Genomic DNA, 15646 nt, shown 5'->3' with positions numbered 1-15646 from the left:
GGCTCAGCGGCTGATGATTGCCTTGAGCACGGTCTTGAAGGTCTGCAGCTGTTCCTCGCTGAACTGACCGAACACCTGGTCCTGCTGGGCCTTGGCAATGCTCCACAGCCCTTCGGTCTCGATGCGCCCGGCCTCGGTCAGGCACACCCGGCCGTTGTCGTCGGTGACCAGCCCCTTGCGGGTCAGGTTGGCGATGGCCTCGCTCACCTCGCGTTCGGGCATCGCCACTTCGCCCAGCAGTTCGGCCTGGGCCAGCCCGGCGTCGTGTTCCAGCACCATCAGCATGCGTGCCTCGCTGGTGCGCAGGCCGGTGGCCAGCTGGCGCGGCTGGTAGCTGGCCTGGTAGGCGCGCAGGGCCTGGGTCATCAGGTAGTACAGGTTGTGCTGCAAACGGCCCTGGAAGTGGCTGCTGGCCGGCGCGCCTTCTGCGCGGCGGGTCATCCGCGTGTGCGGCAGGACCATGGAATAGGCGCCCTGGTGGTACAGCAGCGGCGAGCGGCCGAGGTCGTCGAAGGCCAGCACCTTGCCGACCAGGATCCAGTGGTCGCCGCCATCCAGCTGCTGGAACTTCTGGCAGCGAAAGCGTGCCGCGCAGTCGGGCAGCAAGGGCGCACCGCCCTCGCCTGCCTGGTAATCGATACCGGCAAAGCGGTCGTCACTGGGGCGGGCGAAGGTATTGGACAGGTCGATCTGGTCAGCGGCCAGCACGTTGACGGCGAAGTGCTCGGCGGCGTCGAACACGGCGTGGCTGCTGGAGCGTTTGTCGATGCTCCAGAGAATCAGCGGCGGGTCGAGGGACACCGAGTTGAAGCTGTTGGCAGTGACGCCGACCTTGTTGCCGGAGGCGTCGGCGGCGGTGATCACGGTGACGCCGGTGGCGAAGTTGCCCAGGGCGCGGCGGAAGGCACGGGTATCGAAGGGGGTGGACATGCAAGGCTCCAGTTCTTGTTATTCGGCTGAGGGCCTCATCGCTGGCAAGCCAGCTCCCACAAGCTACAGCGCAACTCTGTGGGAGCCGGCTTGCCGGCGATGGGGGCGACGCGGTCGATCAGGTCATCGCCGGATCCGGCTCCAGCCCCATCAGCTCGCGGCCGAGGATCTGCGCGCAGACGTCGTAGTCGGTGTAGGCATGGGCACCGGTCATGTGCGCATCGCGGAACAGCCGCTGCATCTCGCTGCTGTCGAACCAGGCGCCGCCACCGGCAGCTTCCATCAGCCTGTCCACAGCCTGGATGCACAGCTTGACCGCATAGCCCTGGTTGGTGCGCCAGTAGGCCAGCTCGGTCCGGGTCGGGTATTGGTGGCGTGCGCTGAAGTCGGCGATCTGCTCCCAGCTCTTCTCCAGCAGCGCACGGGCCGCGGCGACCTGGTGGGTGGACTCGGCCAGGCGCATCAGCGCCGGGGTGGCCGCGCCAACCGCCGCGCCGGTGTAGGCCCGCACGCGGTTGCGGGTCTTGTCCTTGAACGCTTCGAGCATGCGCTCGGCGATGCCCAGGCTGACGGTGGAGAAGCCACTGGCGAAGTACGGGCGGTACGGGTTGAAGTAGATCGCGCTATCCGGGTACAGGCCAAAGCCCGCCGAAGTGCCCTCCATCATGTCCTTGGCCTTCTGGATGCGGTGCTCGGGCACGAAGGCGCGCTCGACCACCAGCGTGCGGCTGCCACTGGCACGCATGCCGGCGGCAAACCAGTCATCGCGGATCTGGTAGTCGCCGCGCGGCAGCACGGCGAAGCAGTAGTCCTGGCCGCCCTGCGGGTTGGCGCGGCGAAAGCCCATGATCGCCCACTCGGCATGATCACAGCCGCTGCTCCAGCCCATCTCGCCGCTGAACAGCACGCCGCCCTCGACCTCTTCGGTGCGGCCGAACGGGGCGATGCTGCTGCTGGCGGTGGCGTGCGGGTTGTCGCCCCAGACTTCGTCCTGCAGTTGCTTGGGGAACATCGCCAGTTGGTGGCTGTGGGTGCACAGCAGGCTCATGGCCCAGGCGGTGCTGGCGCAGGCGCCGGCCAGGGCGGCGATGCATTCGGCGAACTGCGGCAAGCTGATTTCCAGGCCGCCGTAGGGCTTGGGCAGGAAGGCCTGGTGCAGGCCGATGCCTTTGAGCAGGGCAATGTTTTCGGCGGGCACGGTACGCTCACGCTCGGCCTGGTCGGCGCGGGCGGCGATGGCCGGCAGCAGGGGCTTGAGGTCTTCGAGCAGGGAGTTTGGCTTTTTCATGGTCTGGCTCATTGTTATTGGACCCTGGCGAGCGCTGCCTGGTGATGGCAGCTCGCTGATGAATGCCGGGTCAGTATGGGAGCCTGGGGTGGACTGGAAAATGCAACTTCCGCACCTCGGATTGTATTTTTCATGGGGCGGCTTTGTGGCTGGCAGGCAGGGTCATGGGGGTGGCAGGGGTAGGCAAGAACACTGAGAACGCTGGCGTTAGGCTCGGGATATGAATACGTCCCCATCGCGGGGCAAGCCCGCTCCCACGCCATCTGCTCAGGTTGCAATCCAAGCTGTGTGGGAGCGGGCTTGCCCCGCGATTGAACACTGTCTTGCGGAGCCCAAAGCATGAGCGAAATCCCCCTCCTCCCCAGAGTTACTGCGTTCCTCGCACGCCACCACGGCCTGTACATCCACGGCCAGGCCATCGCCAGCCAGTCCAGCGCCAGGATCAAGGTGGTCAACCCGGCCAATGGCGAGGCCATCGCCGGAGTGGCCGACGCCTGCCAGGCCGATGTCGAGCTGGCAGTCGACTCCGCCCGCCAAGGCTTCAACGCCTGGTCGCGCACCAGCCCCGCCGCCCGCGCCGCGGTGCTGTTCAAGCTGGCTGATCTGCTCGAAGCCAACCGCGAAGAGCTGGCCCAGTTGGAAACCCTGCAATCGGGCAAGCTGATCAACATCGCCCGTGCCTTCGAGGTGGAACAGGCCGCGCACTTCTTGCGCTACTACGCCGGCTGGGCGACCAAGATCACCGGCCAGACCATCACCCCGTCGCTGCCTTCGTTCGCTGGCGAGCGCTACAGCGCCTTCACCCTGCGCGAGCCGGTCGGCGTGGTGGTGGGGATCGTGCCGTGGAACTTCGCCACCATGATCGCCATCTGGAAGCTCGCCTCGGCCCTGACCACCGGCTGCAGCATCGTGCTCAAGCCCAGCGAGTTCACCCCGCTGACCTTGCTGCGTATCGCTGAACTGGCTACAGATGCTGGCCTGCCAGCGGGCGCGCTCAACGTGCTGACCGGCGGCGGCCTGGTGGGCAAGGCGCTGGTCGAGCACCCGGGCACCGACAAGGTGTCGTTCACCGGTTCCGTGCCGACCGGCATCGCCGTCGGCCAGGCAGCCATGGGCGCCAAGCTGACCCGCGCAACCCTGGAGCTGGGCGGCAAGAACTCGGTGGCGTTCCTGCCCGATGTCGGCATCGACAAGGCGGTGGACGGCATCATCGAGGCGGGCTTCCTGCATTCCGGGCAGATCTGCGCAGCCGGCGAGCGCTTCTTTGTCCATCGCTCGCGGATCGAGCCAATGCTCGAAGCGCTGTCGCACCGTTTGGGGCAGCTGAAAACCGGCTCGCCGCTGGATGAGAGCACCCAGTTCGGCCCGGTCGCCAACAAGCCACACCAGCTCAAACTGGCCGAGCTGTTCGCCACCGCCCGCGCCGAAGGCAGCCAGGTCATCCACGGCGGGCGTATCGGCGACGGCCCAGGCTGCTTTGTCGAGCCTACGGTGATCCTCGCCAACAGTGCCGCCGACACCCTGCTCAACCAGGAAACCTTCGGCCCGGTGGCGACCTTCCTGCCGTACGACGACGAAGAGCAACTGCTGCACCTGATGAACGCCACGCCCTACGGCCTGTCCGCCAGCCTGTGGAGCAACGACCTGGGCAAGGCCATGCGCCTGATCCCGGAGATCCAGGCCGGCACGCTATGGGTGAACATGCACACCCTGCTCGACCCGGCGGTGCCCTTCGGCGGCATCAAGGCCTCCGGCATCGGCCGTGAGTTCGGCTCGGCGTTCATCGACGACTTCACCGAACTCAAGTCCGTGATGATCCGCTATTGAACCTGCACGACAACCTGGGCCGCTACTGCCTGCAGGCGTTCAGCCAGCAGGTGCCGGCGGCGCTGGCGGCGTTCTACCGCATCGATGCCAGGCAGCAGGCCTGCGATTTCCTGTTGCAGGACCTGCAGGCGCCCATGCATGCGCGCTACTTGCAGCACTACCGCGCCTACGACCCACTGCAACCGGCGCGCTGCCTGGCCATCGGCACGCCGGTGGTATCGCTGCGCCAGGGCCTGGCCCACCTGCCCGAAGCCCAGGGCAACACCTACCGGGGTTTTCTGGCCCGGCACCAGGTGGTGGATGTGGTGGAGATCATTGCCCAGGTCGGCGGCCGGCCGCTGGCCGGAGTGTCGCTGTTGCGCTGCGCAAGCCAGGGCGAGTTTCGCCCCGACGAACTGCAGCGCCTGCTGCCATTGCACGGGCTGATGCAACTGGCGGTGGCCAGCCAGCCCATGGCGCCAAGGCCGGCAGCGGTCGAACTCACCCCCCGCGAACGGCAGATCGCCGAACTGCTGCGCCAAGGCCACAGCAACAAGCTGATCGCCCGGGCGCTGGAGGTCGGCCTGCCCACCGTCAAGACTCACCTGATCAACCTGTTCCGCAAGCTCGGGGTGAGCAACCGCACCGAGCTGGTGGCGTTGCTGTTCCTGTGACTCAACCTTCCGGTTGATACCGGGCCGCCGCGCCGCGTTGCACCCTGTGGGCACCTAAACCCCAGGAGTCACGCACATGTCCAAACCCTCCGACTGGATCACCGTAGGCGCCCTTGCCGAGGGCTTCGCCCCGCAAGCCTTCATCCTGCCGCAACGCGCCGACCTGAGCGGGCGCAGCCTCACCCTGCACTTCGCCAATGGCTGGCTGATCGAGCACCGTTTCGACACCGATCAACTGCACTGGCACGCCGCCGACGGCCATAGCCAGGGCACGGCCAGCTACCGCGCCACCTCGGTGCGCGACGGCATCTACCTGGTGGATTTCATCAAGCACGAAGGCGGCCAGGCCTGGTCGGTATCGCTGGTGCTCGACACCCTCAGCCAATCCTTCACTGCCGTGCTTGGCCGCTTGCCGGGCCAGGCCCGCACCCAGCGTGGCCTGTACGACCTGGCCCTGGCCGGCGAGGCACTGACCGGCGTCGAGGCCACCTTCCTGCACGGCACCCTCGACCGCCCCTGGCAGGATGGTGCCTGCCCACACGCGCCGACCCGCGAGCTGGTGGGCCTGCGCAATCACTACCGCTACAGCCCGACCGAGGAGTACGAGCACATTTACCTCAACCCCGACTACTACAGCTGGCAGTGCCTGAAGGGTGTCGAGCAAGGGCTGTGCGACACCGACCGCGCCCACTACTACAAGATCGCCGAACAGCTGTACCTGTTCGTCTGGTGCGAGAAGATCGTGCCGACCCTGGGCCTGGTGATGATCGACCTGCAGCAGCACCGCAGCGACGGCAAGATCTTCGGCTACGAGGGCGGCAGCTTCGATGCCCTGGCCAACTTCCCCGTGTCGTCGTATTGCCGGGTGGTCAACCGCACGGAGTACCCGCAGTGAGCCGCAGCGTACTGATCACCGGGGCCGGCAGCGGCATCGGTGAAGCCTGCGCCCTGCGCCTGGCAGCCCAGGGCTGGCAGGTGGCGCTGGTGGGCCGTCGCCGCGAGGCGCTGGAGCGTGTCGCCCAGGCCACCGCAGGCCTGGTGTTGGCGGGTGATGCGGCCGACAGCGCCACCTGGCGCGGCTTCATCGAACAGGTGGATGCGCGTTTCGGCGGGCTGGACGCCGTGATCGCCTGCGCCGGCGGCCATGGCCTGGGTCGGGCCACCGAGACCAGTGATGAAGCCTGGCAGGCGGCACTGCGCAGCAACCTCGACAGCGCCTTCCAAACTGCTCGCGCCTGCCTGCCGCTGCTGATGCGGCGGCGCGGCAGCCTGGTGCTGCTGGGTTCCATCGCGTCGTTGGCCGCCGGGCCCGAGGTGTGCGGCTACACCACGGCCAAGCACGCACTGGTCGGCCTGAACCGTTCGCTGGCCCGCGACTACGGCCCGGCCGGCGTACGGGTGAACTGTGTATGCCCAGGCTGGGTGCGCACGCCCATGGCCGATGAGGAAATGCAGGTGCTGATGGCCCATCACCGGGAAGACCTCGACGCGGCCTATCGCAGGGTCACGGCCGACGTGCCGCTGCGTCGCCCGGCCAGCAGCGACGAGATCGCCGCCGTGTGCGAGTTCCTGGTCAGCCCGGCGGCGAGCATCGTCACCGGCGCGGTACTCACCGCCGACGGCGGCGCGACCGTGGTCGATGTGCCCACCCTGCCTTACACCCGCCTGGCGCCACAGCCATGAGCGCCCGCTTCGATTTTCAAGGGCGCACGGTGCTGGTGACCGGTGCTGCGGGTGGCATCGGCCAGGCCATCGTCGAAGGGTTTGCCCATGCTGGAGCGCGGGTGATTGCGATGGACCTCGACCCGGCGGCACTGCGCCAGGTGGTCAAGGTGCAGCTCGCCCTGGGCCATGAGGTCGAGGGGCTGGCCGTGGACCTCGCTGACGAGCAGGCAATCGCAACCCTGCTGGCCGGGCTGGAACGCCTGGACGTGCTGGTACACAACGCGGCGTATTTTCCGCTCACTCCCTTCACCGACATCACCCCGGCACTGCTGCAACGCACGCTGGCGGTCAACCTGGGCGCGCTGTTCTGGCTGACCCAGGCGGCGCTGGAGTTGTTCCGTCGCCAGGGCGGCGGCTGCGTGCTGGCCACCTCATCGGTGACCGGCCCGCGGGTGGCCTACCCAGGCCTGAGCCATTACGCCGCGTCCAAGGCCGGGGTCAATGGTTTCATCCGCAATGCCGCGCTGGAGCTGGCCCCCCTGAACGTGCGGGTCAACGGCGTCGAACCGGGCATGGTGCGCACCCCGGCCATGGGCAACCTCGGCGACCCGGCCCTCAATGCGCGGATCGCGGCCGGGGTGCCGCTCGGGCGCCTGGGCGAACCCAGCGATATCGCGGCGGCGATGCTGTTCCTCGCCTCGGACGCGGCGGCCTACATCACCGGCCAGACCCTGATCGTCGATGGCGGCGCCACCCTGCCCGAAACCCTGGCCAGCCCCTGAACCGCCCTGGCGGCGACGTGCAAGTGGGCTGGCAGCCACGGGCAAGACCCGCCCCGGCGATCCACGCGCTAATGGCCCGTCGCTTCAGACACCTCTGCCTCCACAACAACGCGGCACTCAAGACCGCACACAACAAACGAGGATCGATCCATGCGTCTCACTCCACGTCGCACCGCGCTGGCCACCGCCCTGGCGCTGCTGGTCAACGGCCAGGCCAGCTCGGCCTACGAACTGTATGCCGACGACGACACCCACCTGAACGCCGACATGCTGGCGGTGTGGGGCATGTTCAACAGCCGCCACAACTACGACGGCACCCCCGGCGGCTCGACCTGGCGCGAAGGGTTCATCAAGTACGGCCTGAGCGGCGACCAGGGCCTGGCCGGCAATGGCAGCCTGTATGGCGCGCTGAACTGGGTCAGTTCCGGTGCCTGGGGCGATGGCGATGCCGGCGGCAACCAGGATGGCAGCGAACGCACCACCAAGATCGAGGATGCCTACCTGGGCTGGCGCTCGGGCGACCTGTTCCCGCTGTTGGGCAAGGATGGCGTGGATGTCTCCGGCGGCCGCCAGGTGATCAAGCTGGGCAACGGTTTCCTGATCAACGATGACGGCCCCAACCTCGGCAAGGGCCCGGCCGATGGCCAGCTGAACCGCGGTGGTGGCTTCTACCTGGGTGCCCGTCACGCGTTCGATCGCACGGCCATGTTGCGCCTGGGCGGTAACGAGGGGCTGCACGGCAGTGTGTTGTGGTTGAAGTCCGATAACCGAGCGCAGGCCGAGACCGAGTTGGCTGCCGGGACCCTGGACTACACCAATGAGCTCGGCACCCTGGGTTTGACCTACATCCACGGGATCGACGTTGCCGACCAGTGGGCCAGCGAGTTCCAGAAGGCCCGCGAAGGCATGGACGTTTACAGCTTGCGTGGCGAAGGCAGTGCCGGGATTGAGAACACCCGGCTTGCCTTTGAGTACGCCTGGCAGGACAAGCGTGGCGGCCACGAAACGGCCTGGTACGCCGAGGCGGGCTACACCTTCGCCGAGGCGCCCTGGGCGCCGCAACTGACCTACCGCTACACGCGTTATTCAGCAGGCTGGGATTTGCTGTTTACCGGGCTTTCCAGTGGTTATGGCACCTGGATACAGGGTGAAGTGGCGGGCAACTATGCCGGGCCGTTCAATACCAATAGCGGGATTCACCATATCGGGCTCAAGGCCACGCCACGGGACAACGTCACGGTCGGGGCGTTGTTCTTTGACTTCAATACGGTGCGTACGCGGGACACGCTCGATCTCGATGCCCAGGAGCTGGATCTGTATGTGGAGTGGGCGGTGAATGAGCACCTGATCGTTACGCCGCTGGTGGGGTTGTTCAAGCCGCGCAAGGATGAGAGCAATGGGGGGAATCAGGTGGGGAGTGGGACCAATGTTTATAGCCAGTTGACGGTGGCGGTGCCGTTTTGAGGGTGTAGGTGGGTGCTTCGGCTTCGGCTTCGGCTTCGGCTTTCAGAGTGCTTGTTTTGATAGATGTATGCGCATTCAGCGGCGATGGCGACTTTTAGTCACCTTTCCGCCCTTACGGCGGCCTACTTTTTTCTTGGAAAAAGTAGGCAAAACCGCCTGCTCCCATCATACGGCCCCTGCGCTGCGCTCCGGGGTCCCCTCGCTCCGGTGCCTTCCGGGCCCGCGCGGCCTACGACTTGCTGCGCAAGTCTACATCTCGCGCCTTCGGCTTACGCCGAAGGGTGCTGCGCACCAGGGCCCTACAGTCACCTCCACTCGGCCTCCTGAAGTCGCAATTTGTGTTGCCTGGACTATTGCGCGCTTAGAAGCAAAATCAAGAGCAGATCAAGAGCAGTAATGCGGCTATCTAGATTTGGCTGTTGTTTATGTATTGCTTATTCGGGCCCTATCGCCGGCAAGCCGGCTCCCACAGGTACAGCGCAAGTCTGAAAGTTCGCTCTAACTTGTGGGAGCTGGCTTGCCAGCGATTGCAATCCAGAGTTCCCAGCCAATCCAACTAGCGGCAGCTAACGCCAGCCCAGGCGCCACCCCTAACTTCGCGACTTCAGGAGGCTGAGCGTAGGCGTCTGGAGGGCCCTGGTGCGCAGCACCCTTCGGCGTTAGCCGAAGGCGCGAGATGTAGACTTGCGCAGCAAGTCGGAGGCCGCGCGGGCCCGGAGGACGCCGGAGCGAAGGGACCCCGAAGCGCAGCGTAGGGGCCGTATGATGGGAGCGAGCGGCTTTGCCTACTTTGGCCAAGACCAAAGTAGGCCGCCGTAAGGGCGGAAAGGTGACTACGCGTCGACATCGCAAATGAATGCGCATACAACTTTCAAAACCAACAAACCAATGGCTAATGGCTAATGGCTAATGGCTAATGGCTAATGGCTAATGGCTAATGGCAACCAGAATCACCCCAACAAAACCCGCAAATCAGCCCCCGCCTCACCCATCGGCGGACACCAGTAATAACCCCCACTCAAAGGCCGGCTGAAGCGGTAAAGCCCATCAACCACCCCATCCTCCAGCCCACTCATACGCCGCAGTTGCACCTCGAACGCATCCAGCGAATAGCCCAGCGCAACAAACGCCAGCCCCGCCCCACGCTCATCGGCCCAAGCCACCGAACGCCGCACGACAAACGCCTCGGGTTCGAAGCTCTCCTGGGCCGTACGCTTGACGTGCGCCGACTCCGGCGCGTCATCGAGCTCCTCGTTGTCGCTAAGGCGCCGCCCGATGATGTTGTCCTGCTCTTCCTGCGGCAGCGCCTTGAAATAGTTCAGGTCATGCTTCCACAACTGGAACGCGGCAAAGCTGGAGCCCGCCAGGCCAGGTGCGTCACCTGGAACGATGGCGGCATCGACCGCGTCCTGGTCCACCGGGTTTTCCGTACCGTCCTCGTACCCGGTCAGGTCATGCCCGCCGCGGTGCAGGAAACCATCGACGCTATCGACCAGGCGCAGCGCCGGTGCCAGCATCGCTTGCAGCGCCTGGGCACGCAGGAACAGCTCACCACGCTCCTCGCCACGCAGCCACAACCACAGCGCGTGCTGGGTCGCCGGGTTCTCCACCACGGCGTCCAGTTGCGGGAAGCTGCGCAGGCCCGGCACTTCGCGGCCCAGGGCCTTGGCCAGCGGCGCGCCGACGCACAGGATCAGGCTCTGCCCATCGACTTCGGCGATCAGCTGGTCGAGCACGGATGGCAAGGCCTCATGGCAATCGAGGGCGAAGAACAGGTGGCGGGCATGGGCCGGCACCGGGGTGGCAAGCAGACCTTGCTGGAACGGCATGACAGGCTAATCCTTCGGCAAAACGCAGATGCTACTGCGCCAGGCGCAGCATCGCAACGCGACGCAGGGCCGCTGTGCCCGTGGCTTTGGTAATAAATGGTTACCAAGTATGGCCCTTTGCGATTAGCTATCGTTCAGCCGCCACCTAGACTGCTCGAGATCCTTCGTCCGAGAGACCACCCATGACTGCCTCGCCGCTGCTCACCGCAATCCTGCCCCTGGCCCTGGGCATCATCATGCTCGGCCTAGGGCTGTCGCTGACCCTGGCCGATTTTGCCCGGGTGGTGAAATACCCCAAACCCGTGGTCATCGGCCTGGCCTGCCAGATCCTGCTGCTACCCCTGGTGTGCTTCCTGATCGCCAACGGCTTTGGCCTGGAGTCGGCGCTCGCAGTGGGCCTGATGCTGCTGGCCGCCTCCCCTGGCGGTACCACCGCCAACCTGTTCAGCCACCTGGCCCATGGCGACGTGGCCCTGAACATCACCCTCACGGCCGTGAACTCGCTGATCGCCATCCTCACCATGCCGCTGCTGGTCAACCTGTCGCTGATCTGGTTCATGGAGTCGGACCAAGCCATCCCGCTGCAATTCGCCAAGGTAATGCAGGTGTTCGCCATTGTCCTGCTGCCGGTGGCGCTGGGCATGCTGATCCGCCACTGGGCACCGCGCTTTGCCGCGCGCATGGAAAAACCGATGAAGCTGGTGGCGGCGTTGTTCCTGGCCTTCACCATCGTCCTGGCGCTGGCCAAGGACTGGCAGACGGTGGTCGAGTACGCACCAATCGTGGGTGGTGCCGCGCTGCTGTTCAACGTGCTCAGCCTGGGGGTGGGTTACTGGCTGCCACGGCTGCTGAGCATCCCGAAACGCCAGGCGATCGCCATCGGCATGGAGATCGGCATCCACAACGGCACCCTGGCCATTGCCCTGGCACTGAGCCCTTCGCTGTTGAACAACGCGACCATGGCAGTGCCAGCGGCGATCTACAGCCTGATCATGTTCTTTACCGCAGGGGCCTTTGGCTGGTGGGTGAGCCGGGGCCATGGGGTGGAGAAGGCAGCTGGCCAACCTGCGAACTGAGCCCATCGCGGGGCAAGCCCGCTCCCACGCTCAAGTTCAGTGGCTGCAACGTGGGAGCGGGCTTGCCCCGCGATAAGTCAGCCCCGACGCCGTTTGAGCTGCTGTTTCAAAACCCGCAACGGCGGCGCATAGAAGAACCCGAACGACACACTGCCCTGGCGGCCTTTCACCGCATGGTGCAACTGGTGCGCCCGATGCAGGCGCTTGAGGTAACGGTTGACCGGCTTCGGCGCCCGTGGCCAGTGCCGGTGAAAAAAGCCGTCATGGGCCAGCACGTAGGCCACGCCATACCCCGCCACGCCGCCGCCCACCCACTGCAAAGGCGCGTGCCCGGCCTTGCCCAGTGCCACCAGCGCCGTGGCGATCAAGCCCAGGGCGACAAGATACAGGTCATTGGTTTCCAGCATGCCCAGCTGCGGTTCATGGTGCGAGCGGTGCAGCCACCAGCCCCAGCCATGCATGACGTACTTGTGGGCCAGCGTGCCGACGCCCTCCATGGCCACCAGGGTGCCGAACAGCACGGCGAGATTGAACAGCATGGGACGGTCCGGGGGTTGGCAACGAAAAGCGCAAGGGTACCATTGCCCAGCGCCGATGTTCCATGAAGGCCGCCCACCTGCACGCGCCCGCCGTAACACAATTGTCATGCGCCCAGCCTTGACCCTGCCAGGTTCAAGGCGTAAGGTCCGCCGCGCATTCAAGCATCCCCCGCAAAGGAGACCCCTGCATTGGACAGTAGCCCCAGTCGCTTGCGACAGGCCCACATGGCGAGCTAGTCCGGCAGTGTCCCTGCCACTGTCTCGCCGCACTCGGTAGACGGTGGTTTTCTCAGGTCTCAGACGGCCTACCCCTCCTCCTCTTCCCCGCCCCGCCACTTCGTTGGCGTGCCGGCCCGTGGTCCTGCGCATTCACCGTTTTCAACCGCGCCGCTGTGCAAGCGGCGCCTGCATGGGCCAAGGCCTGTGGAACGAGGTTCGCTATGGATTGGAAGATCTTTCTGCTGCGCGTGAGCGTGGCCCTGGTACTCGGCGCGCTGATCGGCGCCGAGCGGCAACTGCGTCAGCGCCTGACCGGCCTGCGCACCAACGCGCTGGTCAGCACCGGCGCCTGCCTGTTCGTGCTCATGACCCAGGCCGTGCCGGGCATGAGCCCCAGCGATGCCTCGCGCATCGCCGCCTATGTGGTGTCGGGCATCGGCTTTCTGGGCGGTGGCGTGATCATGCGCGACGGCTTCAACGTACGCGGCCTGAACACCGCCGCGACCCTCTGGTGCACCGCCGCGGTCGGGGTGCTGTGCAGCCTTGGCCTGTTGCTGGAGGCCGCGTTGGGCAGCCTGGTGGTGCTGTGCGCCAATATCCTGCTGCGTGACATCGCCCAACGCCTGGACCGCCAGGAGGTGGTGCCGGCCAGCGAGGTCGAGCAGCGTTTCGAAGTGCGCATCGTCTGCCGCGCCGAGGACGAGATCCAGGTGCGCAGCTTGATGCTGCACAGCCTCAGCGACCCAGGCCTGCGCCTGCAGTCGCTGCACAGTGAGGACCTGGCTGACCCGGCGCGCCTGGAAGTGCGTGCCGAACTGCTGGGCAACCCGCAGGCACCCGCCACGCTGGAACGCCTGGTCAGCCGGGTGAGCCTGGAGAAAGGCGTGAGCTCGGTGCGCTGGCAGTTGCAGGCCCTCGCGCTGAACAGCGATTAAGCGTCGTGGCGCAGATGCCGCTCCCGCAGCTCCTGGCGCTCCTTGGCCTCGATGCTCAGGCTGGCGGTGGGCCGCAGCAGCAGGCGGCGCAGGCCGATCGGCTCGCCGGTTTCCTCGCACCAGCCGTACTCGCCACGGGCCAGGCGCTCCAGCGCCTGGTCGATCTTGTCCAGCAGCTTCTTTTCGCGTTCCAGCGAGCGCAGCTGCCAATGGCGTTCTTCCTCGGCGCTGCCGATATCGGCCGGGTCGCTGTGCACCTCCTGCTCGCGCAGGGCGCGGAATTCCTGGTCGATGCGGGCCTGCAGCGCGTCGCGTTCGGCCAGCAGCAGGTTGCGGAAGTATTGGCGTTGGGGTTCGTTCATGTAAGCGCTGACAGGCTGGCGCAGCAGTTCGTCTTCGGTCATTGGTGTACTCCTGTGAAATTTGGGGGGCGCTTTGCGCCCCAATCGCTGGCAAGCCAGCTCCCACACCGACCGCGCCGCCGGCGGTTGGGCTAGCGCTCGAACATCAATGGCAGCCCCTGGCAGCCGTCCTGCACCTGCCCTTCATGCCAAGCCAATTGCCCGGAGACCACCGTGCTGCGCACCACATGGTGAAAACTGCGCTGCGCAAACGGCGTCCAGCCGCAATGGGCCAGCACCGGATCGGCCGCCACCGGGCGCGGTGCAGCCAGGCGCTCTACCAGGGCAAAGTCGGCCCAATACCCTTCACGCAAGAAGCCCCGCTCACGAATGGCGAACAGCTCGGCCACTGCGTGGCTGGTCTTGCGCACCACCTGCGGCAAACTCAAGGCCCCCTCACTGACCAGCTCCAGCGCCGCCGGGAGCGCGTGCTGCACCAGCGGCAAGCCGGCCGGCGCGCGGCTGTAGGTGCGGCGCTTTTCCTCCAGCGTGTGCGGCGCATGGTCGGTGCCGATCACGTCGATGCGGTCCTCGGCCAGCGCCCGGCGCAGCGCCTCGCGGTCGCTGGCGGTCTTGATCGCCGGGTTGCACTTGATCAGGTGGCCGAGGCTGGCGTAGTCGCTGTCGTCGAAATGCAGGTGGTGCAGGCACACTTCGGCGGTGATGCGCTTGCCGGCCAGCGGGCCGGGCTCGAACAACGCCAGCTCCCGCGCGGTAGTGAGGTGCAGCACGTGCAGCCGGGTGCCAAAGCGCCTGGCCAGCTCGACGGCCAGGCTGGACGAGCGATAGCAGGCCTCGGCATCGCGAATCAGCGGATGCGCGGCCGGCGGGATGAATTCGCCGTGTCGGTCACGCCACCAGGCCTCGTTGTCGAGGATGCTGGGCGTGTGTTCGCAATGGGCAAGCACGATGGTCGGCGCATAGACGAACAGTTTCTCCAGCACCTGCGGGTCGTCCACCAGCAGGTTGCCGGTGGACGCCCCCATGAACACCTTGATCCCGGCCACCTCGCGTGGGTCGAGGGCGGCAATGGTGTCGAGGTTGTCGCGGCTGACGCCGAAGTGAAAGCCATAGTTGGCCTGCGACCCCGCCGCCGCCCGGCGCCGCTTGTCGGCCAGGGCCTCGCGGGTCAGGGTTGGCGGGCTGGTGTTGGGCATGTCCATGAAACTGGTGATGCCCCCGGCCACCGCCGCCCGCGACTCGCTGGCGATGCTGCCTTTGTGCGGCGCGCCCGGCTCGCGGAAATGCACCTGGTCGTCGATCATCCCCGGCAGCAGGAAGGCGCCCTTGGCGTCGATCTCCCGATCTGCGCGCACGTTGTCGATGCTTGCGTCGATCCGCTCGATGCGGCCGTGGCGCACCAGCAAATCGGCGTCGAACTCACGCCCCTCGTTGACCAGCCGGGCATTGCGTACCAGCAACGTGTCCATGCTCAGAACTCGTTGTGCAGGGCCTTGTAGCCCTGCACCAGGTCGATGTTGGTGCGCGCCACGTCCTCGGAGAACTCCGAGGCCGAAACGCTCACCGGTGGGTAGCTGGCAAGGTCGGTGTGCGGGCCGATGTGTTCGGTGGGCGGTACGTAGAAACGCGCCGGCAAGTCGCGGCCATCGACCACCGAGTTGTGCCGCACCACGCTGCCGTCACCCACCTTGCAGTTGAACAGCACGCTGTTGAAGCCGATGAACACCCGGTCGCCGACCTCGCACGGGCCGTGCACGATGGAGCGGTGGGCAATGGAGCTGAATTCGCCGATGCGCACCGCGGCGCCGGATTTGGAGTGGATCACCACGCCATCCTGGATATTGGAGTTGGCGCCGATGACGATGGGCTGCATGTCGCCGCTGGCATCCACCTCGTCGGCGCGGATCACCGCGTAGGGGCCGACGAACACGTTGTCGTGGATGATCACCTTGCCGCAGATGATCGCGGTGTGGTCGATGTAGGCCGAAGCGGCGATTTCGGGGAGATGGCCGGAAGGGTTTCTGCGGATCACGGAGGGAGACCTTGGTCGGTGAGAGCAGTAAATGTTACGTTATAA

The 15646-nt window shown here is 66.1% G+C and carries 15 protein-coding genes; 8 read left to right on the top strand and 7 right to left on the bottom strand.

Going from position 1 to position 15646, the window contains the following annotated elements:
• Positions 1 to 3: 3 nt before the first annotated feature.
• Positions 4 to 930: a p-hydroxyphenylacetate 3-hydroxylase reductase component gene (locus LOY51_RS12935; RefSeq protein WP_125464010.1), complete on the bottom strand. Its 927-nt coding sequence runs from the start codon at positions 928 to 930 to the stop codon at positions 4 to 6.
• A 118-nt stretch (positions 931 to 1048) separates the two neighbouring features.
• Complete coding sequence (locus LOY51_RS12930; protein WP_125858554.1) at positions 1049 to 2218, bottom strand: p-hydroxyphenylacetate 3-hydroxylase oxygenase component; 1170 nt, start codon at positions 2216 to 2218, stop codon at positions 1049 to 1051.
• Positions 2219 to 2557: 339 nt separating this feature from the next.
• On the opposite strand from LOY51_RS12930, the gene LOY51_RS12925 reads away from it, so the two are divergent.
• The 6 genes from LOY51_RS12925 (at position 2558) to LOY51_RS12900 (ending at position 8609) form a co-directional block, all read left to right on the top strand.
• Positions 2558 to 4045 carry an aldehyde dehydrogenase family protein gene (locus LOY51_RS12925; RefSeq protein ID WP_258646478.1) on the top strand — a complete coding sequence of 496 codons (1488 nt, stop codon included), beginning with the start codon at positions 2558 to 2560 and terminating at the stop codon, positions 4043 to 4045.
• Positions 4042 to 4698 carry a helix-turn-helix transcriptional regulator gene (locus LOY51_RS12920; RefSeq protein WP_258646477.1) on the top strand — a complete coding sequence of 219 codons (657 nt, stop codon included), beginning with the start codon at positions 4042 to 4044 and terminating at the stop codon, positions 4696 to 4698. Before LOY51_RS12925 ends, LOY51_RS12920 begins: the two co-directional genes overlap by 4 nt.
• A gap of 76 nt (positions 4699 to 4774) precedes the next feature.
• Positions 4775 to 5593 carry a molybdenum cofactor biosynthesis F family protein gene (locus LOY51_RS12915; protein ID WP_258646476.1) on the top strand — a complete coding sequence of 273 codons (819 nt, stop codon included), beginning with the start codon at positions 4775 to 4777 and terminating at the stop codon, positions 5591 to 5593.
• Positions 5590 to 6381 (top strand): SDR family NAD(P)-dependent oxidoreductase, encoded by a 792-nt coding sequence (locus tag LOY51_RS12910; protein ID WP_258646475.1) that lies wholly within the window; start codon positions 5590 to 5592, stop codon positions 6379 to 6381. Before LOY51_RS12915 ends, LOY51_RS12910 begins: the two co-directional genes overlap by 4 nt.
• On the top strand, positions 6378 to 7145 hold the full coding sequence (locus LOY51_RS12905; protein ID WP_258646473.1) for an SDR family oxidoreductase: 768 nt from the start codon (positions 6378 to 6380) through the stop codon (positions 7143 to 7145). The genes LOY51_RS12910 and LOY51_RS12905 overlap by 4 nt, the downstream gene beginning before the upstream one ends.
• 150 nt (positions 7146 to 7295) lie before the next feature.
• Complete coding sequence (locus LOY51_RS12900; RefSeq protein ID WP_258646471.1) at positions 7296 to 8609, top strand: alginate export family protein; 1314 nt, start codon at positions 7296 to 7298, stop codon at positions 8607 to 8609.
• A gap of 950 nt (positions 8610 to 9559) precedes the next feature.
• Here the strand turns inward: LOY51_RS12900 and LOY51_RS12895 are convergent.
• Complete coding sequence (locus LOY51_RS12895; protein WP_258646469.1) at positions 9560 to 10438, bottom strand: Dyp-type peroxidase; 879 nt, start codon at positions 10436 to 10438, stop codon at positions 9560 to 9562.
• A 182-nt stretch (positions 10439 to 10620) separates the two neighbouring features.
• Here LOY51_RS12895 and LOY51_RS12890 point away from each other — a divergent pair, with 182 nt between their 5' ends.
• Positions 10621 to 11514 carry a bile acid:sodium symporter family protein gene (locus LOY51_RS12890; protein WP_125858546.1) on the top strand — a complete coding sequence of 298 codons (894 nt, stop codon included), beginning with the start codon at positions 10621 to 10623 and terminating at the stop codon, positions 11512 to 11514.
• Between the two features lie 77 nt (positions 11515 to 11591).
• Here LOY51_RS12890 and LOY51_RS12885 read toward each other — a convergent pair whose 3' ends face one another.
• Positions 11592 to 12053, bottom strand: a complete 462-nt coding sequence (locus tag LOY51_RS12885) for a sterol desaturase family protein (protein WP_125858545.1) — start codon at positions 12051 to 12053, stop codon at positions 11592 to 11594.
• A gap of 440 nt (positions 12054 to 12493) precedes the next feature.
• On the opposite strand from LOY51_RS12885, the gene LOY51_RS12880 reads away from it, so the two are divergent.
• The gene (locus LOY51_RS12880) at positions 12494 to 13207 is read left to right on the top strand and encodes an MgtC/SapB family protein (protein ID WP_125464000.1); all 714 of its coding nucleotides are present in this window, start codon (positions 12494 to 12496) and stop codon (positions 13205 to 13207) included.
• Here LOY51_RS12880 and dksA read toward each other — a convergent pair.
• From dksA to LOY51_RS12865, 3 genes are all read right to left on the bottom strand, one after another.
• A complete protein-coding gene (dksA, locus tag LOY51_RS12875; RefSeq protein ID WP_125858544.1) occupies positions 13204 to 13611 on the bottom strand; it encodes an RNA polymerase-binding protein DksA in 408 nt (135 codons plus the stop codon). The genes LOY51_RS12880 and dksA overlap by 4 nt on opposite strands.
• An 89-nt stretch (positions 13612 to 13700) precedes the next feature.
• Positions 13701 to 15038 (bottom strand): dihydroorotase, encoded by a 1338-nt coding sequence (locus LOY51_RS12870; protein ID WP_258646466.1) that lies wholly within the window; start codon positions 15036 to 15038, stop codon positions 13701 to 13703.
• Between the two features lie 2 nt (positions 15039 to 15040).
• Positions 15041 to 15601, bottom strand: coding sequence for a gamma carbonic anhydrase family protein (locus LOY51_RS12865; protein WP_110996531.1), 561 nt, complete (start codon positions 15599 to 15601; stop codon positions 15041 to 15043).
• Between the last annotated feature and the right edge of the window lie 45 nt (positions 15602 to 15646).

It is taken from the genome of Pseudomonas sichuanensis (assembly GCF_024749065.1).
Lineage (GTDB): Bacteria > Pseudomonadota > Gammaproteobacteria > Pseudomonadales > Pseudomonadaceae > Aquipseudomonas > Aquipseudomonas sichuanensis.
Note: the sequence above shows the minus strand (reverse complement) of the source record. Positions and strands in the feature narration are given on the sequence as shown.

Coding starts and splice junctions, on each gene's coding strand:
- LOY51_RS12930 (WP_125858554.1), bottom strand. CDS start 2,218: ATGAAAAAGCCAAACTCCCTGCTCGAAGACCTCAAGCCCCTGCTGCCG.
- dksA (WP_125858544.1), bottom strand. CDS start 13,611: ATGACCGAAGACGAACTGCTGCGCCAGCCTGTCAGCGCTTACATGAAC.
- LOY51_RS12890 (WP_125858546.1), top strand. CDS start 10,621: ATGACTGCCTCGCCGCTGCTCACCGCAATCCTGCCCCTGGCCCTGGGC.
- LOY51_RS12870 (WP_258646466.1), bottom strand. CDS start 15,038: ATGGACACGTTGCTGGTACGCAATGCCCGGCTGGTCAACGAGGGGCGT.
- LOY51_RS12925 (WP_258646478.1), top strand. CDS start 2,558: ATGAGCGAAATCCCCCTCCTCCCCAGAGTTACTGCGTTCCTCGCACGC.
- LOY51_RS12885 (WP_125858545.1), bottom strand. CDS start 12,053: ATGCTGTTCAATCTCGCCGTGCTGTTCGGCACCCTGGTGGCCATGGAG.
- LOY51_RS12905 (WP_258646473.1), top strand. CDS start 6,378: ATGAGCGCCCGCTTCGATTTTCAAGGGCGCACGGTGCTGGTGACCGGT.
- LOY51_RS12880 (WP_125464000.1), top strand. CDS start 12,494: ATGGATTGGAAGATCTTTCTGCTGCGCGTGAGCGTGGCCCTGGTACTC.
- LOY51_RS12935 (WP_125464010.1), bottom strand. CDS start 930: ATGTCCACCCCCTTCGATACCCGTGCCTTCCGCCGCGCCCTGGGCAAC.
- LOY51_RS12895 (WP_258646469.1), bottom strand. CDS start 10,438: ATGCCGTTCCAGCAAGGTCTGCTTGCCACCCCGGTGCCGGCCCATGCC.
- LOY51_RS12900 (WP_258646471.1), top strand. CDS start 7,296: ATGCGTCTCACTCCACGTCGCACCGCGCTGGCCACCGCCCTGGCGCTG.
- LOY51_RS12915 (WP_258646476.1), top strand. CDS start 4,775: ATGTCCAAACCCTCCGACTGGATCACCGTAGGCGCCCTTGCCGAGGGC.